Origin of the sequence: Luteitalea sp. (genome assembly GCF_022842525.1) — a bacterium.
Classification (GTDB): Bacteria; Acidobacteriota; Vicinamibacteria; order Vicinamibacterales; family Vicinamibacteraceae; genus Luteitalea.
In genome coordinates, this window is the sequence record NZ_JALHPM010000081.1 from 1 (window position 1) to 22,677 (window position 22,677).

The window sequence follows — 22,677 nt, forward strand, 5'->3', positions numbered from 1 at the left end:
GCTCGATCGGCACCCGTACCACGTAGCGGAAGGCGAGGGTGTAGACGGCGACCATCACCAGCGGGTGCAGCAACGACCACGCCACACCCAGCAGGGAGCCCTTGTACTTGACAGTGAGATCGCGCTGGACGAGACCGCGGAGCAGGCCGCGGTAGGCCACGAGGGCGCGGAGATCGTTGGCCGCCACGGCGGGCCGAGTGTAGCATGCACCCAGTGATGCAGGTGCCGTTGCTCGATCTCGCCGCCCAGTACGCCCCCATCCGTGACGCCGTCGTCGACGCCGTCACGCGCGTGGTCGACACGCAGAAGTTCATCCTGGGGCCGGAGGTGGAGGCGTTCGAAGCGGAAGTGGCCGCTTACCTCGGCGCCAGGCATGCCATCGGGGTCAGCTCGGGCACGGATGCGCTGCTGGTGGCCATGATGGCCCTCGACCTCGGGCCCGGCGACGAGGTCATCGTGCCGACCTATTCGTTCTTCGCCACGGCCGGCTGCGTCAGCCGCGTCGGCGCGACGCCGGTGCTGGTGGACATCGACCCGGTCAGCTACAACCTCGACGTCGAGGCGGTGCGACGGGCTCTGACGCCCCGAACGAAGGCCATCGTGCCAGTGCACCTGTATGGCCAGGCCGCCGACATGACCCCGCTGCTCGCGCTGGCCTGCGACCATGGCCTGCAGGTCATCGAGGACGCCGCCCAGGCCATCGGCGCCACGCTGGACGGCACGTCCCTCGGCACGCTCGGGCGCTTCGGCTGCTTCTCCTTCTACCCGAGCAAGAATCTCGGCGCCGCCGGCGACGCCGGGCTGGTCACGGTGGCCGACGACGAGATGGCGGCCCGGGTGCGGCTGCTGCGCGTGCACGGCGCGCAGCGGACGTATCACCACGAGAAGGTCGGCGGCAACTTCCGGATGGCGGCGATGCAGGCCGCCGTCCTGCGCGTCAAGCTGCGGCACCTCGAGGCATGGACCGAGGCGCGCCGGCGCAATGCCGATCGCTACCGCCAGTTGTTCGCCGCGCTGGCGCCTGAGGCCCCCGTGACCCTGCCCGTGGAACTGCCGGGCCGACGGCACATCTACAACCAGTTCGTCATCCGCGCGGACCGGCGCGATGCCCTGCGTGATCATCTCCGGGCCCACGGCGTCGGCTGCGAGATCTACTATCCGGTGCCGTTCCATCTGCAGCCGTGCTTCGCGTTCCTCGGTGTTCCTGCCGGCGCGCTGCCGGTGTCGGAGCAGGCCGCGGCCGAGACGCTGGCGCTACCCATCTACAGCGAGCTCACAGCGGTCCAGCAACAGTACGTGGTCGAGACCATCGCCGCGTTCTACGCCCGGGCCTGAGGTCCATCGACGTGGCGAGGATTGAGATCGAGGCGCCTGGCGCTCCAGCGGATCGCCCTGCGACCGGGCCGTGGTGGTGGCCAGGCACCACCACGCAGATCTTCATCGGCCTGGCCGTGGGCATCCTGCTCGGCGCCACGGTGCCGGATCTGGCGGTGGCGCTCAAGCCGCTCGCCGATGCCTTCCTGCGCATGATCAAGATGATCATCGCGCCGCTGCTCTTCAGCACGCTCGTGGTCGGCATCGCCGGCACCGGCGACATGAAGGCGATGGGCCGCATCGGCCTCAAGGCCATCATCTACTTCGAGGTCGCCACGACCCTCGCGCTGGTGCTCGGGCTCGGCCTCGTCAACTGGTTCCAGCCAGGCGCCGGCGTGACGCTCTCGGGCACGGGCACCGAGGCCGTGGCGGCGATGGCCACCCGCCAGCAGACGCTGACCGAGGTCTTCCTGCACATGTTCCCGACGTCGATCTTCGACGCCATGGCTCGCGGCGACATCCTGCAGGTGGTCGTGTTCGCGTCCTTCTTCGGCGTCGCCCTGGCCGGGGTGGGCGAGAAGGGGCGGCCGGTCCTCGACTTCCTCGAGTCGGTCGCGCAGGTGATGTTCCGCTTCACTGCCTACGTGATGATGTTCGCGCCGATCGGCGTCATGGCAGCCATCGGCGCCACGGTCGGTGGCCGCGGACTCGGCATCCTCGTCACCCTCGGCAAGCTGGTCGGGGTGATGTATCTCGGGCTGGTGATCTTCCTGTTCCTGGTCATCGGCGGCGTCGCGCTGCTGATTCGCGTGCCGTTCTTCACCTTCCTCAGGGCTATACGCGAGCCGTTCCTGATTGCCTTCACGACCGCGAGTTCCGAGGCGGCCCTGCCCAAGGCGCTCGACGTGATGGCGCGCTTCGGCGTGCCGCGCAACATCGTCGGATTCGTGCTACCCACCGGGTACAGTTTCAACCTCGATGGCACCACGCTGTACCTGTCCATCGCCAGCGTGTTCGTGGCGCAGCTGGCGGGCATCCAGCTGACGTGGAGCCAGCAGCTGATGATGATGCTCACCCTCATGCTGACCAGCAAGGGCGTCGCGGGCGTGCCGCGCGGGGCGCTGGTCGTGTTGACGGCGGCCCTCGGCAGCTTCGGCTTGCCGCTCGAAGGTGCGGCCATCCTGCTGGGGATCGATCAGGTGCTCGACATGGGGCGGACCGCCGTCAACGTCACCGGCAACTGCCTCGCCACGGCCGTGGTCGCCCGGTGGGAAGGCGTGCTGGACGACCAGCAGATCGCGAAGTTCCGATGAAGCTCCTCGTGGTGGGCGCTGCCGGGCAACTGGGCAGCACGTTCGTCGACGGCACCGCTCACGAGGTGGTCGGCCTGACGCGCGCCGACGTCGATGTCACCGACCAGGCGTCGCTCTTCGCGGCGGTCGATCGCGCCCGCCCCGACGTCCTCGTCAACTGCACCGCCTACAACAACGTCGACGGCGCCGAGGACGACGTGGCGACCGCCCTGGCGGTCAACAGCATCGCCGTGCGGGCCATGGCGGCGGCAGCCATCCGCGTCGGCGCGACGTTCGTGCACTACAGCACCGACTTCGTGTTCGACGGCGAGGCGTCCGCGCCGTACGACGAGGACAGCCGGGCGCGGCCGGTGAGCGTCTACGGGTGTTCGAAGCTGCTGGGGGAGTGGTTCGCGCGCGATGCCCCACGGTGGTACGTGCTGCGCGTCGAGAGCCTGTTCGGTGGACATCAGGCAAGGAGCAGCGTGGACAAGATCGCCTCGGCGCTGCGCGAGGGCCGCCAGACCCCGGTCTTCATGGACCGCGTGGTGACGCCCAGCTACGTGATGGACGTCCGGGACGCGACCCTGGCGTTGCTGGCGCGCGACGTGCCGTCGGGACTCTTCCACTGTGTCAACAGTGGCGCTGCGACCTGGGCCGAGGTCGGGCGACACATCGCCGACCTGCTCGGCGCGCGCCACGACCTGCTGACCCTCACGTCAGTGAAGGACGTCTCGCTGCGCGCGCGTCGACCGGTCTACTGTGCCTTGTCCAACGCCAGGCTCGCGCAGGCCGTCGGACACCCCCTGCCCACGTGGCAGGACGCCGTCAGCAGGTACGTGTCGACGCTGCCGACGGGTGGGCAGGGGCTGCCGACGGGTGGGTAGGGCCGGCTCTCCGAGCCGGCCGTCGCGTCGGCCCTGGGCCGATCCGCATGACTACGACCGTCGTCGCCGAGCGACGACCGCCGCAAGGCCAGTCGCCAGCAGTGCCCCCAGCGCTGGCTCCGGGACCGGCGGTGGGTCGAAGGCGATGATCAGGTCGTTGAAGTCGTAATCCGAGCAGGGCTGCACGGCCGGGTCGTGGCAGAAGGCGCTGGTCGGCTGCCCGAACTGATCCTCGAGGCCCACCCAGTAGCGATCCCCCTGCCGGAACACCACGAACTGCTGGAACCGCGACAGATCGAAGGCGCGTTCGAAGGCCTGTTCATCTTCGTACAGCGACGAGCCGCCATTGAACTGCGGCTCGGCGAAGTAGCTGAAGTACGCCCCCATCCGATTGAAGCGCGACTGCGTGAAGAACATCACGTCGTCGCCGAACCGGGTGTTGCGGTAGTAGAAGCCGAAGTCCGCGGCAGGCACGGTGACCCGCCCGGCGGTGCCCGGCGAGCCGTCGTTGGTCGTGAAGGGCCCGCCCAGGCCGAGCAGCGGGGTCCGGACGTCTGGAGCCCCCGCCTCGTACCAGCCGAACTCGACGGTCGACGACCACGCGGTCAGCTGGAACAACACCGTCCAGTCGAAGGTGAAGGGGCCCGTGAAGTAGAAATCGAGCGGGCTGTCCCCACCCGGCGCCGGCGCGCCCACGAGGCCGAAGTACTCGACGGGCGAGCCCGGGGTTGCGGGCTCGGGGTTGCTGATCGGCGAGGAGGCGCGTGGCACCCAGTCGCACGGCAGCCCGGCGACGAGCGTGCCCGCCGCGCATCGTGCGGCGCCGAGGGTGCCGGCACTGTCGTAGGAGGTGCGGTCCCAGTACCCGTGCGTGCCGACGCCGGTGCCGGACTCGAGGAGCTTCCAGGCCGCCGTTTGCCCGGGCGTGCCCTCGAAGACGAGGGACGCGGCCGTGGCCGTGACGGGGACGGACACCACGAGAGAAGCGGCGAAGACGACGACGGAGAAACGCATGACGATCTCCTGACAACCACCCGACCAGCAATGGACGGGGCCGACGCTTGGAGCCGGCCACCGGGTACTCGGACGCGTTCCCTGGAACGCGCCCGTCCTGTCTGTGACGGCTACTGTCGGCGGCGACGCATCCATGCCGCGCCGAGCAGGCCACCCGCCAGCAACGTCACCGATGCGGGCTCCGGTACCGGCCGGGGCACGATGCTGATGATCAGATCATTGTGGTCGTAGTCCGAGCAGGGCTGCAGGCCGCGGTTCTCGCAGAACGCCTCGGTGATGTCGCCGATCTGATCCTCGAGGCCCAGCCAGAAGCGGCCGCTGGCGTCGGTGAACAACGCGAACTGCTGCTGCGGGGCCCCGCCATACAGCTGGAAGAACCCTTCGTCATCGAATCGCAGGTTGGTCTGCTGCCACAGGCCCGACTGCGGGTCCGAGAAGTACCCGAAGTAGTTGCCGATGCGGTTGAAGCGCGACTCGGTGAAGAACAGGATCTCGTCGGCCGGCGTGCTGCCGTATCGCGTGTTGCGGTAGTAGAAGCCGAAGTCCTGCGGAATGTTGGCTGACGTCCTGCCCTGCGGATCGGTGGCGCCGAGGTTGTCGCTGTACGGGCCCCGCGGCTGACCAGGCAGCGGCAGCAGCGGCGTCCGGTTGTCGGGGTTGCCCGCTTCGTACCAGCCGAATTCGACCGTGTCATCCCAGGCCGACAACTGGAACAGCACCTCGAACGACAGTGCCCACGGTCCCGTGAAGTAGAAGTTGTCGGGCGTGTCGGGCGTGGCGCCGTCGGTCCGGCCGTAGTACTGCAGCGACCCCGGATCGGCCGTCACTGGATTGGTGAGGTTCTGGTACGGCGCCGGTGGCACTGCCGCCGGAAATGCCTTCCAGTCGCAGGTGCCCCCCGCGACGATCGCGGCGGCGTTGCACGCGCTCCCGACGCCCTGGGTCCAGCTGTCGTAGGACTTGTTGTCCCAGTAGCCACCAGCGCCATCACCGGCCGCGAGCGGGTTCACGGGCTTGAAGTCGGCCGTCTGACCGGGAGCCGTGGGGAACAAGACGACGCTGCCAGCGTGCACGACACCCGGCAGGGCGACGGTGACGGCGGCAACAACAGTGAATGCGAACAGCTTGGACATGGACTTTGGGGCCTGGGGAGCCGCCACCTGCGTCATTGCAACCACGGTGCCACCTCTGCGGAAGGGCCGGGGCGTGACGCGCAATGTCACGGGAATCCGACCAACAACCAGTAAGTACGCCGACATGCCTCCACGAACCGATGCAGGGTCGGCAGGACAGAATCCTGAAAGTCACCTATACGGCTGACTCTAGGTGCGCTTCGGGGAACTTCCTGCGCCACACGCGATAACAATCATCGAGGGGGCGATCGCTGCGATTAGACGCGGGACGGTCACATTTAGGTGCAGGCTTACGGATGGCCAGTCCGACCACACGAAGGCTAACGCCCCGAAGAATGAAGTAGTTGCGAGGATCGCAAGAGGGCCCATCGCGACCGATTTCCGGTGCACCCACAGCAGGATGGCGAGGCCGGGCCACAATCCGCCCCAGACGCCGACATCCAGCCATTCCCCGACGTACGCCGCGGCGATCGGCCCCACGCGTTCCACCGCGCCAGACAGCCCCGGCCACTCGTACGCCATTCCGGTTGGGGCACCCTGCCACACTACCCACGTCTGCCACCCGAGAGCCACGGCGATCGCCGGCACCGCGAACGCGCCTCGCGACCACCGACCCGCCCGCCAGGCGCTCACGACGCCGGCCACGGCCACGGCCACGAGTCCTTCCTGCTTCGTGCACGCCACGACCACCGCCAGCGTCACCAGCAGCGGCTGCCAGATCCCCGTCTCGTCGTCGTCGCTGCGCCAGACGATCCACAGCAGCGCCGCCAACCCGCCCGCCAGCGGACCATCAGCGTAGCCGCTCGTATAACTGCCTTCGCCGACCAGCAACCGGGGTGCCGTCACCAGCAAGAGGACGGCGGCGGTCGTCCACGCCGCCGATCGTGTCCGCTCCAGGACCGCGGCCGCGACCAGCAGCCACACGGCGGCGCACCACGCCGCTGGCAGCCACTTGATGGCGCGCTCGTCCTCGTCTGGCTGCCAGGCGCGGACCCACGCCATGGCCAGCGGCACGTGAAGCGGGTAATCCGGCGCCGTCCACGATCGCGTCGGATCCGCCAGGGCCGTCGACGGCATCGCGCCGTCGCTCGCCGCGAGCATCCGTGCCTTGTGGTACCAGACCACGGTCCCGTCCCAGCCCAGATGCGTGCGACCGGCGACCCAGGTACTCCAGACGATGGCCGAGGCCACGACCAGGAGCACCACGAGCGGCGTGCGCGGGCCCCGACTCAGAGGGAGTCGCCAGCGGCGCCACGCCACCCACGCGGCCGCCATCATCGTCAGCGCGCCGATGACCGGCACGCTGCGAGCCGCCGGCACGCCCGCCGTGCCCCCTGCCAGAAAGGCGACGCCCACTGCGAACGGTCCGATGGCGCCACCCAGCGCCAGCGACGCGATGAGGGGCAGGCGCTCGGTTCGCGGCCAGCACAGACCCACGACTGCGATGCCGGCCGTCCACGCCACACCGATGCCGAGCAGCACGCTTCCGCTCACCGTGTCGTGACTCCGCCACCCGTGCGATCCGTGTCCTCGAACGCCGAGGCGCAGAGCGCGGCCGGGTCCTGCGAGGGCACGCCGGGCGACACGTGCACGGGACGCACGGTGCCGGGTCGCAGGTCGATCCGCCAGGTGAAGACCGGCGGCACGTGCGGCGCACGGAACTGCTCGACCTGCGGGACCGGCGCGCAGGCGACGTACGAGACCTGCCGCGGCCACAGGTGCATGGCGATCACGAAGTACGCACTGGCGAGGTGGTCTGCCGGCGTGTGTGCGACGACGACGCCGGGCGACAGGGGCAGAGTCCCGGCGATGGCGGCGAGGCGGTGCGCCGCATCCGGGAAGGGGAGGGCCTGCATCAGCACGTCGCTGCTTGGCGACCGGCTGGCCTCGTGGCCGGCGGGCAGCGCCGGCCACAGGCGCGAGAGCGGCCAGGCCTGGCTGATGACGATGGCCACGACGAGGAGCAGGAGACGGCGTGGCATCGCGTTGGGCGCCGTGCTGCGCGCGCGCGGCGGATGGTAGCATGCGCGAGCATGCAGAGAGACCGTCGACGCACACCCGCTTCCGCGGTGAGCGTGATCATTCCCACGGTCTCGCAGGCGGGGCATCTGGCCGCGTGTCTCGCCGCGCTCCGGCCGGCCCACGCGGCCGGCCACGCCGTGCCGGAGGTGATCGTCGTCCTCAACGGCGCGGCGCCGGCCGTGCGTGCCGTGGCCGCCGCTGCCCCAGGCATCCGTGTCGTCGACAGTGCGATCAATCGTGGCTTCGCCGGCGGGTGCCAACTCGGGGTGCGCGCCAGTACGACGCCCTTCGTGATGTTCCTCAACGACGATGTGTGCGTGTCGCCAGGGTGGCTGGAGCCGCTGCTGGAGACGATGGCGGAGCGGCCGCGCGCCGGCGCCGTCGGTCCTCGCGTCCTCGGGGGCGACGGGCGCGTGCAGGAGATCGGCTCGATCATCTGGCGTGATGGCACGACCCGGCCGTTCGGGCGCGGCGAGGCCCCGGACTCACTCGCGTGGCGGTGGCGTCGTCGGGTCGACTATGCCTCTGCGTGCGCGCTGCTGGTGCGGCGCGAGGCCTGGGACGCCATCGGCGGCTTCGACGAGGAGTTCCACCCGGCGTACTACGAAGACGTGGACTTCTGCCTCGGTCTCGACGAGGCGGGCTACGAGGTGTGGGTCGACCCTCGCAGTGACGTGACCCATGCCGAGTCGGCGAGTTCCACGTCGCGATTCAAGCAGTTCCTCTTCGCGCGGCATCATGCGCGCCTCGTGGCGAAGCGGTCGTCCCTGCTGGCGTCCCGCGTCCTGCCCCCCACCGACCCGTCCCGCGTCCGTGAGGCCGAGGAGGCCGCCGCGCGGCGGCTGGAGGGTGATGGTCCGCGCGTGCTGGTGCTCGACGACCGCGTGCCGAGCCATGGACTCGGGTCCGGATTCGATCGCATGGCCGACGCGCTGCTCGGCCTGGCGCAGGCCGGCGCGCGGGTGCGGATGCTGCCCACCGAGGTGCCGGCGTCGTACACGCCGGTGCTGGCCGCCGCGGGTGTGGCGGTGATCGACGGGCGTGTCGACGAGGTGTTCGAGGCGGAGGCGCGCGCCAGCGATGTCGTCGTCGTCTCGCGTCCCAACAACGCGCGGCGCGCGTGCGAGGTGTTCGCACGTCTCGCGCCCGCCGCTCGCCCGCGTCTCGTCTACGACGCCGAAGCGCTCTACCATCGGCGGCTGCTGCGCCAGGCCCATCTCGCCACGGGCGATCTGTCGCGCGAGTTGCAGCGGCAGGCTACCGAGTGGCTCGAGGCCGAGGCCGCCATCGCCGAACGGGCCGACGAGATCATCTGTGTCTCGCGGGACGAGGCGGCCTTCTTCGAAGCCCGTGGGGCCGGCCGCGTTCGGGTGGTCACGCCGTGGCTGTCTCGCGCGGCCCTCACCGCCTCGACGCTCGCGGGCCGCGCCGACATCGGCTTTGTCGCGGGCTGGCTCGCGGGCGCGGGGTCACCCAACGGCGACGGCCTGGCGTGGTTCGCGACCGAGGTGCTGCCGCTGGTGATCGCGGAGGTGCCGTGGGCACGGCTGCGGGTGACCGGCACCATCCCCCCGCCGCTGGATCGCCTGCAGGGGGTGCATGTCCGCGGCGAGGGCTTCGTGCCGGACCTGGCCGCCTTCTACCGCCAGTTGCGCGTGGCCATCGCGCCGCTGCGGTTCGGCGCCGGCGTCAAGCTGAAGACGCTGGAGGCCTTGCAGTATGGCGTCCCGGTGGTGGCCACGACCGTTGGCGCCGAGGGACTCGAGGGGCTGCCGGCGGACACCGTGGTCGTACACGACGACCCCGTGGCGTTCGCGGCGGCCATCGTGACCCGCCTGCGGGACGTCGACGTCTGGCGGGCCCATCGCACGGCCATCGAGGCCGCGATGGCGGCGGTGCCGGTGGCCACCGATTGGGCGGCATGGCTGGCCGATCTCACCCTGGAGGGCGTCGGTGTCCGTCACCCGGTATAGCCGCGCGATCGACCTGCAGGATCTGGAGAACGTCCACACCCTCGCGGTGCTCGCGGTGCCGCCTGGGAGTCGGGTGCTCGACCTGGGCGCGGCCGACGGGGCCGTAGCGTGCGCCTTGCGCGACCGCGGCTGTCAGGTGACCGCAATCGAGCGCGACGCGGAGGGCGTCGCGGCGTTGATCGCCCGCGGCCTGACGACGATCCAGGCCGATCTCGACACGCTCCCCGCGGACGCCGTGCCGCCGGCCGCCTTCGACGTGGTGCTGATGCTCGATGTCCTCGAGCATCTCGTGGATCCCGGGGCACTGCTCGCCCGGACACGCGCGTGGCTGGCGCCAGGGGGACGGGCCCTGCTCTCGGTGCCCAACGTGACCCACGGCGCCGTCCGCCTCTCCCTGTTGCAGGGGCGCTTCCCGCGCACCGACGTCGGTCTGCTGGATCGCACCCATCTGCATTTCTTCGACCAGGACTCGCTGCAGGCGCTGGTGACCGGCGCGGGCTTCGGCGTCCTCGACCTGCTCACCGTCGAACGCGGTCTCGAGGAGACCGAGCTGGAGCCCCCCGCGGCCGGGGTACCCGCGGGTGTGCTCGAGGCCGTGGCGGACGATCCGTTGTCGCGCGTCTATCAGTTCGTCGTGATCGCCGCACCGTCGGCGGGCCCGGCGGTCGGCGGAGGGTTGCTGCAGGTCCTGCTGTCGCGCCTGCGCAGTCAGCAGGCGGCCTACCGTCGTCTCGAGGACTTCGCGGCGCAGGCCGAAGCGACCGGCCGCGCCCGCGAGGACGCGCTGACGGCGGAATTGCGTCGGGTCGCCGAGTATGTCGCGCACCTCGAAGCCACCCTGCGCGACCATGAGACCCGGGCGGCGTCGACCCACGCCGCGCACGAGGCGGCATTGCTCGCGGCCGATGCCGCACACGACGCCGCGGCGGCCGCCATCGACGCCGCGCACGAGGCGGCATCCGCTGCGACCGCACGCCAGATCGACCTCGAGGCCGACCGCGACATGCTCCGCCATCAGCTCACGGCGCGTGTCGAGGAACTCCAGCAGGCCAGTGACGCGATCGCGACGCTGCTGCGCGACCTCTGCGTGCAGCGCGAGTTCGCCGAGAGCCTGGCGGCGCAGGTGCCGCGGATCGCGGCGCGCGGCGGGGAGGTGCGTGTCCTCGACGAACTCGATCGGTATCAGGCCGTGGCGCCCACGCCCGACGCGGCAGCCACGCTCGCGGCGGAAGCGGCGGAGTTCCGCCGCCTGCAGGGGGCCGTGGCGTTCCGGGCGCTGGCCCGCGGTGACGCCTGGCTGCGCACCATGCCCTGGATCCGGGCGCAGCTCAGTCGACTGGCGCGCCGGCTGGCGGGCGCATCGAGGCGATGACCTCGGTCAGGACCTGGTCGAGGCCGACGCTCGGGGCATAGCCGATCAGGGCCGCGATGCGCGAGATGTCGGGGACCCGCCGCGCCATGTCCTCGAAGCCAGATTCGTAGGCCTCTTCGTACGGAATCTTCACGATGTCCGACGTGCTGCCGGTCATCGCCTTCACCTTCTCGGCCAGCGCCAGGATCGAGATCTCCTCGCCATTGCCGATGTTGAAGACCTGGCCGATGGCGCGCGGCTCCTGGGCGAGCGCCACCAGGGCGCGCACCACATCGCCGACGTACGTGAAGCTGCGCAACTGCTGGCCGTCGCCGTGCACCGTGATGGCGTCGGCGCGCAGCGCCTGTCCGACGAAGGTCGGGATGACCATGCCGTACTGGCCAGTCTGCCGGGGCCCGACGGTGTTGAACAGTCGGACGATGATGACCGGCAGACGGCGTTCCTTGTAATAGGCCAGGGCGAGGAACTCGTCGAGGGCCTTGCTGCAGGCGTAGGCCCATCGATGCTTGTGCGTCGGGCCCATGACCAGGTCGGCCTCCTCGCGGAACGGGAAGTCGGTGCTCTTGCCGTACACCTCCGAGGTGGAGGCCAGCACCACGAGGCGCTTCTTCTTGTTGGCTTGCCGGAGCAGCACCTCGGTCCCGTGCACGTTGGTCTCGATCGTCGCGACCGGCTCCTCGACGATCTTGCGGACGCCGACGGCTGCAGCCAGGTGGAACACGACGTCGGCGCCGTCCACCAGCTCCGCGACCAGCGGCTCGTTGGCGACCGAGTCGATCGTGTAGCCGAAGCGAGCATGCGCCTTCAGATGGGCGATGTTGGCCATCGCCCCGGTGGACAGGTCGTCCAGGACGTGAACGTGGTGTCCGGCGGCCAGCAGGGCATCCGACAGGTGCGAGCCGATGAAGCCGGCGCCGCCGGTGATGAGTGCGTGCATTTCTGAATGATCCTCTCGGGGCTGCAGACCGGCATGGGGCGGCCCGGACCCCCGTGCGTCCGGGCCAGCGAAGGTGTCACGGGCGTGCTGGATCCAGCCAGCGCACCTCCACGTCGATGCCGACCAGTCCGGTGGCGCCGCCCGGCCAGGCCGAGACGAACTGCCAGGCCTCATGTCGCCACTCGTGGTGCACGTGATCGGCCTGGGTGCCGTCGGCGATGGCCACGGCGACCAGATACTCTCCGGGGAACAGCCGCGGCATGACGAAGGAGAACCGCGCCACCAGGCGCCCGTCGTCGTCGGCGGCGGGACCTCCCGCGGCGGCCAGTGTGTTGTCCCCGAAGAGCTGCTGGCCCAGACGGTCCTTGACGTAGAAGCCGATTACCGGCTGCGCCAGAGGGCGGCGACTCGCGGCCTCGACGTGCAGGGTCACCTGCTCGCCGCCGACGATGGTGGTGACGGGGCGGTCTGAGGCGTCGACCAACCGTACCTCGACCAGCCGCGCACCGGCGGCGGCCGGCGAGGCGGCCGGCTCGGCGAGCCGGCCCTCCCTCGAATCCGCCAGCGAGGGCGACCCCATTCCCGAGTCCGGCCCCCGGCCCGCCGAAGCCGTCGGCGGAGGCGGGTGCCCGCTTCCCGGTTCCCGGTTGCCGCTTCCCGGTTCCCGGTGCCCGGTGCCCGGTGCCCGGTTTCCGATCATCGAATCGAAGTACGCCTCGGTCACCTCGCGCGGTGGACCGTCCATGCACAGGCGTCCCCGGTCGAGCCAGATCACGCGGTTGCAGAGGCGCTGGACGGCCGGCAGGTCGTGACTCACGAAGAGCAGCGTGCCGCCGCGCGCGCGAAACCGATCGAGGTGGGCCAGACACTTCTGGACGAAGCGGATGTCGCCAACGGCCAGGGCTTCGTCCACGATCAGCACCTCGGCGTCGAGGTGGGCCATGACGGCGAAGGCGAGCCGGACGTACATGCCGCTCGAGTAAGTGCGGACCGGCTGCTCCAGGTAGGCGCCGATGTCCGCGAAGGCCGCGATGGCGTCGGTCCGCGCGCCAATCGTGGCCTCGTCGACGCCGTGGAGGAGACCGCTCAGGCGGATGTTCTCCCGACCGGTCAGATCGGGGGAGAACCCGGTGCCGAGTTCGAGCAGGGCCCCGATCCGACCGGTGGTGTGCACGGCGCCCTCGGAGGCGGCCAGTGTGCCGCAGAGCAGGTGCAGGAGGGTCGACTTCCCGGAGCCGTTGGCGCCGATGACCCCGACCGACTCGCCGCGTCCCACCGTGAAGGACACGTCGCGCAGGGCCCAGGTCCGTGTCGTCAGGGCCGCGCGCCGCTGCCGCGCGGTGGGCGCCACCCCCGGCAGGTGCGTCGCCGCCGACCAGATCAGGTGTCGGGTACGAGCGCCGTCGCTCGGGAAGATGTCGAAGGCTCGCCCGAGTCCCTCGACGGCGAGGATCGGAGCCGCCGTGCCTGGCATGACCGCTCAGCCTAGCGCACCCACCGCCTCGGCGTCTGCCGGCCCAGCCGGCGCCTGCGGTACACTACGGCAAATCAGCGGCCTGTCTCCCATGCCGCAGGGTGGTGCCATGCCTGCGCGCACCGCCCGATTGCCGCTTCTTTTCGAGTCTGCATGCCAAAGACAGCACTGATCACCGGGATTTCTGGCCAGGACGGGTCATACCTCGCCGAGTTCCTGCTCGACAAGGGGTATCGCGTCGTCGGCGTCGTGCGCCGCTCCTCGGCGCCCAACCTGTGGCGCATCGAGCATCTGCTCGACCGCATCGACCTGCGCCCGGGCGACCTGCTGGATCAGCTGTCGATCCTGCGCCTCATCGACGAAGTGCAGCCGGACGAGTTCTACAACCTGGCCGCCATGTCGTTCGTGCCCGCCTCGTGGGACACGCCCCTGCTGACGGGCGAGTTCAACAGCCAGGGCGTGACGCGCGTGCTCGAAGCCATCCGCCAGGTCAAGGCCGACACCCGCTTCTATCAGGCCAGTTCGAGCGAGATGTACGGCAAGGTCCGGGCCGTGCCCCAGAGCGAGGACACGCCGTTCCACCCGCGCTCGCCGTACGGCGTGTCGAAGGTCTTCGGTCACTACATCACGGTCAACTACCGCGAGAGCTACGGGATGTATGCCTGCTCGGGCATCCTGTTCAACCACGAGTCGCCGCGGCGCGGCCTCGAGTTCGTCACCCGCAAAGTGACCGATGGCGTGGCCCGCATCAAGCTCGGGCTCGCCGACAGCCTGCCGCTCGGCAACCTCGATGCGCGTCGCGACTGGGGCTTCGCCGGTGACTACATCAAGGCGATGTGGCTGATGCTGCAGCAGGACACCCCGGACGACTACGTCGTCGCCACGGGCGAGACCCACCCGGTCCGCGAGCTCGTCGAGGTCGCGTTCAGCCACGTCGGCCTCGACTGGGAGCGCTACGTCAAGCTGGACCCGCGCTTCATCCGTCCGGCCGAAGTGGATCTCCTCATCGGCGATCCGACCAAGGCGCGCACGCAACTCGGCTGGAAGCAGGACGTCGACTTCCGCGGGCTGGTGACGATGATGGTCGATGCCGATGTCGCGCGGCTCGAGAAGGCCGCGGTGCCTGCCCAACCGCTGGCGTGAGCGTCACCGCCACGTCGTCTCCTGACCGGATGTCGCCGTCCCTGCACATCGTCATCGTGAACTGGAACACCGGTGACGAACTGCGCCGCTGCCTCGAGGCGGTCAGTGCCGCGTCGGCGGGCGTCCCCCTCCGGGACGTGACCGTCGTGGACAATGCCTCCACCGACGGGTCCTGTGAGGGGCTCGACGACCTCGACCTGCCGCTGCACGTCGTCCGCAATGCCGACAACCGCGGCTTTGCGGCCGCCTGCAACCAGGGGGCGGACGGCAGCGACAGCGACTATCTGCTGTTCCTCAACCCCGATACCCAGGTCACCGCCGATGCCCTGCGGGAGCCGCTGGCCTACATGGAGGCCCCGGCCAACGCCGCGGTCGGCATCTGTGGCATCCGCCTGCTGACGGCAGACGGTCGTGCCACCACGTCCGGGGCGCGCTATCCCTCGCTGCGCATCTTCCTCGGCCAGGCCACCGGTCTCTCGCGGCTGCTGCCGTCGGCCTTTCCCGAGCACCTCATGGACGCAGACGAGTGCGCCGCGCAGCGCGTGGTCGACCAGATCATCGGCGCCTTCTTCCTGATTCGTCGTCGCCTCTTCGATGAACTCGACGGTTTCGACGAGCGCTTCTTCGTCTACTTCGAAGAGGTCGACCTGTCGTTGCGTGCGGCTCGGCGCGGCTTCATCTCGGTGTGCCTGGGCCATGTCTCGGCGCAGCACATCGGGGGGCTGTCGAGCAATCAGGTGCGGGCCCGGCGGTTGTTCTACTCGCTGCGCAGCCGCTTCCTGTACGCCGGCAAGCACTTCTCGGCGCCCAGTCGCGCGGGTGTGCTGGCCCTGACGTTCCTCGTGGAGTTCCCGGCGCGGCTGCTGCGCGCCGCCGTTGGTGGTTCCCTCACCGAGGCGCGCGAGATACTGCGTGCCTACCGCATGCTCCTGCACGAGGGCTGGGCGCCACCCGAGGCCCTGTCGAGGCCGCGCCTCTCATGACCACGCCGGCAGTGCTCGACAAGATCGGCATCCTCGGCAGGGTCAGGGCCGGGGAGACCGTGACCCTCGAACTCGGTGTCGGCGGTCACAAGCGGCATGCGGAGGCGGTCGGCGTCGACATGCGCGACCTCGACGGCGTGGACCTCGTCGGCGACATCTTCGACGTGCTGGCGGAGTTCCCGGATGCGTCGGTCGAGGCCGTGTATTCGTACCACTTCGCCGAGCACCTGCCCGACCTGGCGCGCCTGGTACTCGAGGTCCGGCGCATCCTCAAGCCGGGCGGCCTGATGCGGACGGTCACGCCGCATTTCTCCAACCCGTACTACTACTCCGACTGGACCCACAAGTCGGCGTTCGGCCTGTACACCTTCTCGTACCTGGCCGAGGACCCGCTGTTCCGTCGTGCCGTGCCGAAGTACCTCGGAGACACCGGCCTGGTCCTGCAGGACGTCCGCCTCGGCTTCAAGTCGACGCCGCCGTTCTACCTGCGCCACGCCTTCCGCAAGGTCCTGGGGCTCTGGGTGAACGCGTCACGACTGACGCAGGAACTCTACGAGGCCGGCTGGACCGGATGGTTCCCGTGCTACGAAGTCACCTACGATGTCGTCCGTCGCCCGGACGGATCGGCATCTCCCGGTGGCGCGGTCCGGTCGTAGCGGTCCGGGACGACCATCTCGTCGGCCGTGCGTCCCCGACGGCGCTTGATCCACTGGAAGAAGGCGAAGCCGCGCGACGGATGCCGCAGCATCAGTCGGTAGAGCCGGTACTTCACCCACACCGACCACGCGCGGTGGCCGTACCACGTGCGTCCGAACACCTGATCGAGGTAGTACCGCGCGCTGTCGCCATCGATGTCGCCCTGCACCTGGCGACCCAGCAACTGATAGGCCGGTGCCTCGAGCGTCAGCGTGCTCGCGATCATCGACAGCAGCCGCCGTCGGCTCGCGGGGGCCATGGGCAATTCGGCCAGGGTGTTCATCGCGAGACACGCGTCCAGGTGCGACCACTGCCCGCTCACACCACCCACGCTCTGGGCCTCGACAATCTGGCTCGTGGCCAGCACGCACGTCTCGCCGGCGCGGGCCGCCGCCAGCACGAGTGCGAGGTGGGGCGCCATCGTGTACGCATGGTGGAAGCCGAGGCGCAGATGCGGCAGGATCGCCGGCATCCGGTACAGGCCCACGGAGGCGAACAGCAGCAGCCCGAAGTCGTCGATCCGGGCGATCAGCGCGTCGAGGCCGGTGGCCGTGACCGACGCGGTGCGACGCACGCGGGCATTGGTGAAGTTGATGAAGGCGGCGTCACCATGGCGATGGCAGTGCGCCAGGACCTCGGCCACCGCCGTCGCCGTCGGCTCGTCGTCGTCGCACAGCAGCCAGAGCCACTCGGTCTCGCACGACTCGAAGCAGCGCAGGAAGTTGCCCGACATGCCCAGGTTGACCCGGTTGCGGGTCAGTCGCACGGCGTCGCCGTACGGCGCGACGCACGCGGTGATGTCGGCGGGCCATCCCTCTGGCGACGCGTTGTCGAGCACGACCACCCGGCAGGCTGGCGTCAGCTGCGGCAGGAGGCGCGCCAGCACCTTGCGCAGTGCCTCGGGGCGTCGATAGGTCGGAATGGCAATCGTCAGCGTGGGCGTGGTCACGGCGTGGTTCCCTGCCAGAGCGCGCGCTTGCGCACGAAAATCAGATGTCCGCCGACGAGCATCACGGTGCTGATGACGCCCAGGTACGTCACCGCGACCCCCGTCGTGCCGTAGGCTCGTGCGGCCATCACCGCACTGCCAGTCACCAGCACCGCGGTCAGCAGCGAGATCCCCATGAACGGGTCCTGCTTGTAGGAGCGCAGGTAGGCCGCCTCGCTGCTCGCGACGACGTTGGCCAGCGCGGCCAGCACGAGGGCCAGGAAGGCCACCGGTTCGACGATGCGGGTCGTGAGCGGATGCTGGGCGAACGTCAAGACGGCGACGCCCGCCAGCAGGCCCGCCGCCAGCAGGCCCGCAACCAGCACCGCCTGCGCGAGGCTGCGCCAGAACAGGCGATCGAGGTCGACGAAGCGGCGCTGGGCGACCAGTCCCGAGAACGTCGGCACGCGCGTCGAGATCCACGCGAGGCCGACGGTCGAGATCGTGCCCGTCACCGACAACGCGAGGCCGAACCGCCCGGCCTCCGTCGGCCCCGCGATCTGGAAGAGGATCGGATTGAACGCGTAGTAGATGAAGAAGCCGCTCAGCCACGACAGGCCGAGCCGCCACTGCAGCGGCCAGACCTCCCGGCGCCAGGACAGCCCGCCCGGGGCGCTGACCGACGCCAGCGCCACCAGCGCCGGGCGTGCCTGCAGCAGCAGCCAGGTCAATGGCACCGCGGCGGCGGCCGTGGCCGCCATGGGCGCGGATCGCAGGCCCGCGCCGAACGCCAGGGCAACACAGAGCGTCGCCTGGCTGGCCAGCGTCGCGATCGACCGGACGAGTGCCACGCGCGCCACCAGACCACAGCCTTCGAGCAGTGCCAGCACGGGCGTCGTCGCCAGGCTGACGCCAGTGGCTGCCACCAGCCACACCCAGGCGCCACGCCAGGTCACGCCAGCGACGTCGGCGCGACCGAAGAACCACAACCCCGCCGGTGCCAGGCAGAGGATGAACACGACCGCCACCACGAGGCTCCATCGCAGCGTCAGCGACTGCAGCGACGCCAGGCGGTGCAGGGCGCTGGCGTCGCCGCCGAGCGTGCCGTCGGCCTGCCATTCCAGCCGTGCCTTCTCGTGCGCCGCCAACTGCATCGTCGTGTAGGCGAAGCCGAGTTCGAAGAACACCTGTGCGGTCAGCAGGCTCAGGAACGTGTAATGGAAGCCTTGCTCGACACGCGACAGGAACCGGACCACGAAGGCTGCCGCCAGCAGCCCCAAGGTGAGCGTCAGGACGCGACCGGACACCGTGAAGTCCACGGCGCGGTCGATGCCGAGACGTGTCGCGGCGCCGCGGACGCCGCCTCTGGGGGCATCGACGCGGTCAGGCATCGGCAGGAGGGGCGAGCAGCGTGGCGATGCCCGCCTCGAGCGTGATCCGCGGCTGCCAGCCGGGCAGGGCCGCCAGCTCGGGTGGGCGATCGAAGGTGCGGGGCGCTCGGGCACGGGCGCCCCAGCGCACGGGGACGGGCCGGCCCAGCGCGTGCGCGACGGCGTCTGCAATCTCACGGAGGGAGACGGCCTGGCCGGAACGGACCGCGAAGGTGGCATGGGTGCCGGCCGGCACCTGCCGCACGTGCGTGAGCGCCTCGACGTAGGCCCGCGCCACGTCGTCCACGTGCACGAGATCGATCTGCTGCAGGCCGTCACTGGCGTCGAGCGGCACGCCGGTCATGGCCGCGTCCATCAGCAGCGACAGGAACTTGCCGCGAGGGTCGCCCGGACCATAGGTGTCGTAGAGCGTCAGCGTGAGGGCGCGCATGCCGAAGGCGTCGCAGTGATATTGCACGACGGGGGCGAACGCCTGTTTGAGCGCGGCGTACAGCGACACGGCCTGCGACCCGGCGAGGTACTCCCAGTAAGTGCCGGTGGTCACCACGTGCCGGCAGCCCGTCGCCGTCGCGGCGGCCAGGAGCTGGGCTCCCAGCAGCACGTTGCCGTCGACCAGTGCCTGCACGTCGCCGTCGCCGGCCGGGCCAGCCAGATGCGCGGCCAGGTGCACGATGGCCTCGGGCGCGGCCTCGGCGACCAGTTGCCGCATGCTGGCGTCGGTGCCCTCATGCGGGTGCCACGTCCGGACCGGGAGCGAGGGGACTGGTGGCCGTCCGGCCGTGCGATACACCGCGTGGACGGTGTAGCCCGCGGCCGCCAACTGGCGGCAGACGGCGCCGCCGATGAACCCGGTGGCGCCGGTCACGAGCACCCGCCGATCCATCATGCGTCCGCGCGGACGTACGCGCCGATCTGGTCGAGCATCACCTGTCGCAGCCGGTCGGCCGTGGCCCCATCCTGCCAGGCGCGGTACCAGGCCACCGTCTGCACGACGGCCGTGTCGAGATCCCAGCGCGGCTGCCAGCCGAGCGCGTGTCGGGCCTTGCTGGTGTCCAGCTTGAGCAGGCCGGCCTCGTGCGGGCCCTGGTCGGCGCCGGTGACCCGCCACGCCGCGCCCGGGCCCCAGGCCGCGACCAGGCGGTCGAGAAAGGCCCCGACGGGCACCACGTCCTCGTCTCGTGGCCCGAAGTTCCAGGCCTCCGCGACGGGACGGTCCTCCAGAAGCGCCTGGGCCAGCACCAGATAGCCCGACAACGGGGCGATGACGTGCTGCCACGGGCGCGTGGCGTGCGGTCGCCGGACATCGAGCGTGCGGCCGGCCGCAAAGGCACGGACGGCATCTGGCACGAGGCGGTCCTCGCTCCAGTCGCCACCGCCGATGACGTTGCCGGCCCGCGCGGTCGCCAGGTGCGCCATGGCCATCGACTCGGGACCGAACGACCGCCGATACGACGCCGCGACCACTTCGGCGGCGGCCTTGCTCGCGCTGTAGGGGTCGTGGCCGCCGAGGGGGTCGTCCTCGCGATAGCCCCACGACCACTCGCGATTCTCGTAGCACTTGTCGGTGGTGATGCACACGACGGCCGCGACGCCCGGTGCGTGGCGGCAGGCGTCCAGGACGTGCGCCGTGCCGCGCACGTTGGTGTCGAACGTCTCGAGCGGGTCACGGTAGGACGCGCGCACGAGCGGCTGCGCGGCGAGATGGAACACCACCTCGGGCGCGGCGGTCCGCACCGCGTCCCGCACGACGGCTGCATCGCGGATGTCACCGACGGTATGGCGGACCTGCGTCGCGAGAGCGATCAGGTCGAACAGCGAGGGCGTGGTGACCGGGGCCAGCGACAGCCCGTGCACCTCAGCGCCCATCGCCGCAAGCCAGGTCCCGAGCCACGCGCCCTTGAAGCCCGTGTGGCCCGTGACGAGCACCCGGCGACCGCGCCAGCGCGCGGGCACGACCTGGCCCACCGGCCCCGTCGTCATCGGCGGTCCCACACCTTCCATGGCGCACGGTCTGCCGCCCAGAGTTCCTCGAGGCGCTGCCGGTCGCGCAGCGTGTCCATCGGCTGCCAGAAGCCGTGGTGCCTGTAGGCGCCGAGGCGTCCGTCGGCGGCCAGGCGCGGCAGCGCGTGACTCTCCCACGAGGTCTCGTCGCCCTCGATGTAGTCCAGCACTGCGGGTTCGAGCACGAAGAAGCCGCCGTTGATCCAGGCGCCGTCGCCTTCGGGCTTCTCCTCGAACTCCACGACGGCGTCCTGGTCGCCGAAGACCAGCCGGCCGAATCGCCCGGGCGGCTGGGTGGCGGTGAGCGTGGCGGCTCGGCCATGCGCGCGATGGAAGGCGATGCTGGCGGCGACGTCGATGTCGGCCACGCCATCGCCGTACGTCATGAGGAACGTCTCGTCGTCCAGGTGGTCGCGCACGCGCTTGAGGCGGCCGCCCGTCAACGTGAGTGCGCCGGTGTCCACCAGCGTGACGCGCCAGGGCTCGGAGAAGCTCTGATGCACGGTCATCTGGTTGCGCGCCAGGTCGAACGTCACGTCGGACATGTGGAGCGAGTAGTTGGCGAAGTACTCCTTCACCACGTAGCCGCGATACCCGAGGCAGACGACGAAGTCGGTGATGCCGTGGCAGCTGTAGATCTTCATGATGTGCCACAGCAGCGGCTTGCCGCCGACTTCGACCATCGGCTTCGGCTTGAGACCCGTTTCTTCGCTGAGGCGCGTGCCGAGCCCACCGGCCAGGATCACGGCCTTCACGACTGCATCTCCCGTCGCAGGCTGGTGAAGACGTCGAGCATGTAGTCGAGGTGCGCCTGCCCAAGGCCCGGCCACACGCCGACCCAGAAGCTGCTGGTCATCACGCGATCCGTGTGCGTCAGATCGCCTGCCACGCGGTGGGGCACGCCCTGCATCGCGGGCTGTCGCACGAGGTTGCCGGCGAACACGAGCCGGGTGCCCACCTTGCGGGTTTCCAGATACCGCGTCACGTCACGCCGGTTCCAACGGGCCCCGGGGACGAGCGACAGCACGAAGCCGAACCAGCTCGGCTCCGATCCCGGCGTGGCCTCGACGATGTCGAAGGTGTCGGTGAGGCCGCGTTCGCGGAAGCCGCGGGCCAGGTAGGCGTGATTCGCTCGCCTCGTGGCGATGAACCCGTCCACCTTGGCGAGCTGGCTGCACCCGATGGCGGCCTGCATGTCGGTGGCCTTCAGGTTGTAGCCCAGATGCGTGTAGATGTACTTGTGATCGTAACCCTCGGGCAGGTCCCCGAGTTGCCAGCCGAAGCGCTTGCCGCAGGTGTCGTCCTTGCCCGGTGCGCACCAGCAGTCGCGGCCCCAGTCGCGGAACGACTCGACGCTCCGCATGATCTGCGGGCTCTTGCCGAGGACCGCGCCCCCTTCGCCCATGGTCATGTGGTGGGCGGGGTAGAAGCTGACCGTCGCCACATCGCCGAACGTGCCGACCGTCTGCCCGTGCAGCGTGGCGCCCAGCGCGTCGCAGGAGTCCTCGATCAGGTACAGGTCGTGGGCCCGGGCAAAGGCCGCCACGGCGGCGGCGTCGAAGGGGTTGCCCAGCGCATGCGCGACCATCACGGCGCGTGTCTTGTCGCTGAGCGCGCCCTCGAGCGCCCCGACGTCGATGTTGTGCGTGGCGTAGTCCACGTCCACGAACACGGGGACGCAGCCGTGCTGGACGATCGGGGCGACGGTCGTCGGAAAGCCTGCGGCGACGGTGATGACCTCGCTGCCGGGCAGGATCGGCCGCGGCAGGGTGCGGGACGTGAGCGCGGAGAAGGCCAGGAGGTTGGCCGACGAACCGGAGTTGGTGAGTCGGCACCAGCGGAGGCCGACGTACCGCGCGAAATCCCGCTCGAACCGATCGGCGAAGCGCCCGGCGGTCAACCAGAGGTCGAGCGACGCCTCGGTGAGGGCCACCAGGTCGTCGACGTCGAGGACCTTGCCGCTGGCGGGAATGTAGCTCTCGCCAGGCACGAAGGTCGTCGGCTCCGGGGCATAGCGCGCCCGGACGAACTCCAGGATGTCAGTTCTCCACATGCGTGCGCTGTCTTCCAGTCCGGGGCGCCAGACGGTCTGGCCTTGCCCCTGCTACGGTTCGGTG

The 22,677-nt window shown here is 70.2% G+C and carries 20 protein-coding genes and 1 pseudogene; 8 read left to right on the plus strand and 13 right to left on the minus strand.

The window, feature by feature from the left end:
* Positions 1 to 187 (minus strand): annotated as a pseudogene (locus Q0C41_RS16490) (hypothetical protein); the annotation flags it as partial.
* A gap of 17 nt (positions 188 to 204) precedes the next feature.
* Here Q0C41_RS16490 and Q0C41_RS16495 point away from each other — a divergent pair.
* The 3 genes from Q0C41_RS16495 to rfbD all read left to right on the plus strand — a co-directional run bounded on the left by Q0C41_RS16495 (position 205) and on the right by rfbD (position 3,493).
* The gene (locus Q0C41_RS16495; protein WP_291985364.1) at positions 205 to 1,335 is read left to right on the plus strand and encodes a DegT/DnrJ/EryC1/StrS aminotransferase family protein; all 1,131 of its coding nucleotides are present in this window, start codon (positions 205 to 207) and stop codon (positions 1,333 to 1,335) included.
* 98 nt (positions 1,336 to 1,433) lie between these two features.
* On the plus strand, positions 1,434 to 2,627 hold the full coding sequence (locus Q0C41_RS16500) for a cation:dicarboxylase symporter family transporter (protein WP_367079230.1): 1,194 nt from the start codon (positions 1,434 to 1,436) through the stop codon (positions 2,625 to 2,627).
* Positions 2,624 to 3,493: a dTDP-4-dehydrorhamnose reductase gene (gene rfbD, locus Q0C41_RS16505; protein ID WP_291985368.1), complete on the plus strand. Its 870-nt coding sequence runs from the start codon at positions 2,624 to 2,626 to the stop codon at positions 3,491 to 3,493. Before Q0C41_RS16500 ends, rfbD begins: the two co-directional genes overlap by 4 nt.
* A 51-nt stretch (positions 3,494 to 3,544) precedes the next feature.
* On the opposite strand, the gene Q0C41_RS16510 is transcribed toward rfbD, so the two are convergent.
* The 4 genes from Q0C41_RS16510 to Q0C41_RS16525 form a co-directional block, all read right to left on the minus strand.
* Complete coding sequence (locus Q0C41_RS16510; protein ID WP_291985370.1) at positions 3,545 to 4,507, minus strand: PEP-CTERM sorting domain-containing protein; 963 nt, start codon at positions 4,505 to 4,507, stop codon at positions 3,545 to 3,547.
* 110 nt (positions 4,508 to 4,617) lie between these two features.
* Entirely contained in the window at positions 4,618 to 5,640 is a 1,023-nt protein-coding gene (locus tag Q0C41_RS16515) for a VPLPA-CTERM sorting domain-containing protein (protein ID WP_291985372.1), read from the minus strand.
* 189 nt (positions 5,641 to 5,829) lie between these two features.
* Entirely contained in the window at positions 5,830 to 7,134 is a 1,305-nt protein-coding gene (locus Q0C41_RS16520; RefSeq protein ID WP_291985374.1) for a hypothetical protein, read from the minus strand.
* Entirely contained in the window at positions 7,131 to 7,622 is a 492-nt protein-coding gene (locus Q0C41_RS16525) for a hypothetical protein (protein ID WP_291985376.1), read from the minus strand. The genes Q0C41_RS16520 and Q0C41_RS16525 overlap by 4 nt, the downstream gene beginning before the upstream one ends.
* A 51-nt stretch (positions 7,623 to 7,673) precedes the next feature.
* Here Q0C41_RS16525 and Q0C41_RS16530 point away from each other — a divergent pair, with 51 nt between their 5' ends.
* Positions 7,674 to 9,635, plus strand: a complete 1,962-nt coding sequence (locus tag Q0C41_RS16530; protein ID WP_291985377.1) for a glycosyltransferase — start codon at positions 7,674 to 7,676, stop codon at positions 9,633 to 9,635.
* On the plus strand, positions 9,616 to 11,007 hold the full coding sequence (locus tag Q0C41_RS16535; RefSeq protein WP_291985379.1) for a class I SAM-dependent methyltransferase: 1,392 nt from the start codon (positions 9,616 to 9,618) through the stop codon (positions 11,005 to 11,007). The genes Q0C41_RS16530 and Q0C41_RS16535 overlap by 20 nt, the downstream gene beginning before the upstream one ends.
* Here the strand turns inward: Q0C41_RS16535 and Q0C41_RS16540 are convergent.
* A complete protein-coding gene (locus tag Q0C41_RS16540; protein WP_291985381.1) occupies positions 10,964 to 11,944 on the minus strand; it encodes an NAD-dependent epimerase/dehydratase family protein in 981 nt (326 codons plus the stop codon). The genes Q0C41_RS16535 and Q0C41_RS16540 overlap by 44 nt on opposite strands.
* A gap of 76 nt (positions 11,945 to 12,020) precedes the next feature.
* A complete protein-coding gene (locus Q0C41_RS16545) occupies positions 12,021 to 13,418 on the minus strand; it encodes a Wzt carbohydrate-binding domain-containing protein (protein WP_291985383.1) in 1,398 nt (465 codons plus the stop codon).
* A 153-nt stretch (positions 13,419 to 13,571) separates the two neighbouring features.
* Here Q0C41_RS16545 and gmd point away from each other — a divergent pair, with 153 nt between their 5' ends.
* The 3 genes from gmd to Q0C41_RS16560 are packed head-to-tail and all read left to right on the plus strand — an operon-like array spanning position 13,572 to position 16,200.
* Complete coding sequence (gene gmd / locus Q0C41_RS16550) at positions 13,572 to 14,561, plus strand: GDP-mannose 4,6-dehydratase (RefSeq protein ID WP_291985385.1); 990 nt, start codon at positions 13,572 to 13,574, stop codon at positions 14,559 to 14,561.
* A gap of 29 nt (positions 14,562 to 14,590) precedes the next feature.
* The gene (locus Q0C41_RS16555; RefSeq protein WP_291985387.1) at positions 14,591 to 15,544 is read left to right on the plus strand and encodes a glycosyltransferase family 2 protein; all 954 of its coding nucleotides are present in this window, start codon (positions 14,591 to 14,593) and stop codon (positions 15,542 to 15,544) included.
* The gene (locus Q0C41_RS16560; protein ID WP_291985389.1) at positions 15,541 to 16,200 is read left to right on the plus strand and encodes a class I SAM-dependent methyltransferase; all 660 of its coding nucleotides are present in this window, start codon (positions 15,541 to 15,543) and stop codon (positions 16,198 to 16,200) included. Before Q0C41_RS16555 ends, Q0C41_RS16560 begins: the two co-directional genes overlap by 4 nt.
* On the opposite strand, the gene Q0C41_RS16565 is transcribed toward Q0C41_RS16560, so the two are convergent.
* Genes Q0C41_RS16565 through rfbH form a run of 6 tightly spaced genes read right to left on the minus strand, consistent with a single transcriptional unit; the run spans position 16,140 to position 22,613 of the window.
* Positions 16,140 to 17,189 (minus strand): glycosyltransferase, encoded by a 1,050-nt coding sequence (locus Q0C41_RS16565; RefSeq protein WP_291985391.1) that lies wholly within the window; start codon positions 17,187 to 17,189, stop codon positions 16,140 to 16,142. The genes Q0C41_RS16560 and Q0C41_RS16565 overlap by 61 nt on opposite strands.
* Positions 17,186 to 18,559 carry a hypothetical protein gene (locus tag Q0C41_RS16570; protein ID WP_291985393.1) on the minus strand — a complete coding sequence of 458 codons (1,374 nt, stop codon included), beginning with the start codon at positions 18,557 to 18,559 and terminating at the stop codon, positions 17,186 to 17,188. The genes Q0C41_RS16565 and Q0C41_RS16570 overlap by 4 nt, the downstream gene beginning before the upstream one ends.
* Complete coding sequence (locus tag Q0C41_RS16575) at positions 18,552 to 19,445, minus strand: NAD(P)-dependent oxidoreductase (RefSeq protein ID WP_291985395.1); 894 nt, start codon at positions 19,443 to 19,445, stop codon at positions 18,552 to 18,554. Before Q0C41_RS16575 ends, Q0C41_RS16570 begins: the two co-directional genes overlap by 8 nt.
* On the minus strand, positions 19,442 to 20,539 hold the full coding sequence (rfbG, locus tag Q0C41_RS16580) for a CDP-glucose 4,6-dehydratase (RefSeq protein ID WP_291985397.1): 1,098 nt from the start codon (positions 20,537 to 20,539) through the stop codon (positions 19,442 to 19,444). The genes Q0C41_RS16575 and rfbG overlap by 4 nt, the downstream gene beginning before the upstream one ends.
* The gene (gene rfbF, locus Q0C41_RS16585; RefSeq protein WP_291985399.1) at positions 20,536 to 21,315 is read right to left on the minus strand and encodes a glucose-1-phosphate cytidylyltransferase; all 780 of its coding nucleotides are present in this window, start codon (positions 21,313 to 21,315) and stop codon (positions 20,536 to 20,538) included. The genes rfbG and rfbF overlap by 4 nt, the downstream gene beginning before the upstream one ends.
* Positions 21,312 to 22,613: a lipopolysaccharide biosynthesis protein RfbH gene (gene rfbH / locus Q0C41_RS16590; RefSeq protein ID WP_291985401.1), complete on the minus strand. Its 1,302-nt coding sequence runs from the start codon at positions 22,611 to 22,613 to the stop codon at positions 21,312 to 21,314. Before rfbH ends, rfbF begins: the two co-directional genes overlap by 4 nt.
* Positions 22,614 to 22,677 lie beyond the last annotated feature (64 nt).

Excerpts from the sequence above, each read along its gene's own strand:
- Q0C41_RS16495 (WP_291985364.1), top strand. The coding sequence starts at position 205 with ATGCACCCAGTGATGCAGGTGCCGTTGCTCGATCTCGCCGCCCAGTAC.
- rfbD (WP_291985368.1), top strand. The coding sequence starts at position 2,624 with ATGAAGCTCCTCGTGGTGGGCGCTGCCGGGCAACTGGGCAGCACGTTC.
- Q0C41_RS16510 (WP_291985370.1), bottom strand. The coding sequence starts at position 4,507 with ATGCGTTTCTCCGTCGTCGTCTTCGCCGCTTCTCTCGTGGTGTCCGTC.
- Q0C41_RS16515 (WP_291985372.1), bottom strand. The coding sequence starts at position 5,640 with ATGTCCAAGCTGTTCGCATTCACTGTTGTTGCCGCCGTCACCGTCGCC.
- Q0C41_RS16525 (WP_291985376.1), bottom strand. The coding sequence starts at position 7,622 with ATGCCACGCCGTCTCCTGCTCCTCGTCGTGGCCATCGTCATCAGCCAG.
- Q0C41_RS16530 (WP_291985377.1), top strand. The coding sequence starts at position 7,674 with ATGCAGAGAGACCGTCGACGCACACCCGCTTCCGCGGTGAGCGTGATC.
- Q0C41_RS16540 (WP_291985381.1), bottom strand. The coding sequence starts at position 11,944 with ATGCACGCACTCATCACCGGCGGCGCCGGCTTCATCGGCTCGCACCTG.
- Q0C41_RS16545 (WP_291985383.1), bottom strand. The coding sequence starts at position 13,418 with ATGCCAGGCACGGCGGCTCCGATCCTCGCCGTCGAGGGACTCGGGCGA.
- gmd (WP_291985385.1), top strand. The coding sequence starts at position 13,572 with ATGCCAAAGACAGCACTGATCACCGGGATTTCTGGCCAGGACGGGTCA.
- Q0C41_RS16555 (WP_291985387.1), top strand. The coding sequence starts at position 14,591 with ATGTCGCCGTCCCTGCACATCGTCATCGTGAACTGGAACACCGGTGAC.
- Q0C41_RS16560 (WP_291985389.1), top strand. The coding sequence starts at position 15,541 with ATGACCACGCCGGCAGTGCTCGACAAGATCGGCATCCTCGGCAGGGTC.
- Q0C41_RS16570 (WP_291985393.1), bottom strand. The coding sequence starts at position 18,559 with ATGCCTGACCGCGTCGATGCCCCCAGAGGCGGCGTCCGCGGCGCCGCG.
- Q0C41_RS16575 (WP_291985395.1), bottom strand. The coding sequence starts at position 19,445 with ATGATGGATCGGCGGGTGCTCGTGACCGGCGCCACCGGGTTCATCGGC.
- rfbG (WP_291985397.1), bottom strand. The coding sequence starts at position 20,539 with ATGACGACGGGGCCGGTGGGCCAGGTCGTGCCCGCGCGCTGGCGCGGT.
- rfbH (WP_291985401.1), bottom strand. The coding sequence starts at position 22,613 with ATGTGGAGAACTGACATCCTGGAGTTCGTCCGGGCGCGCTATGCCCCG.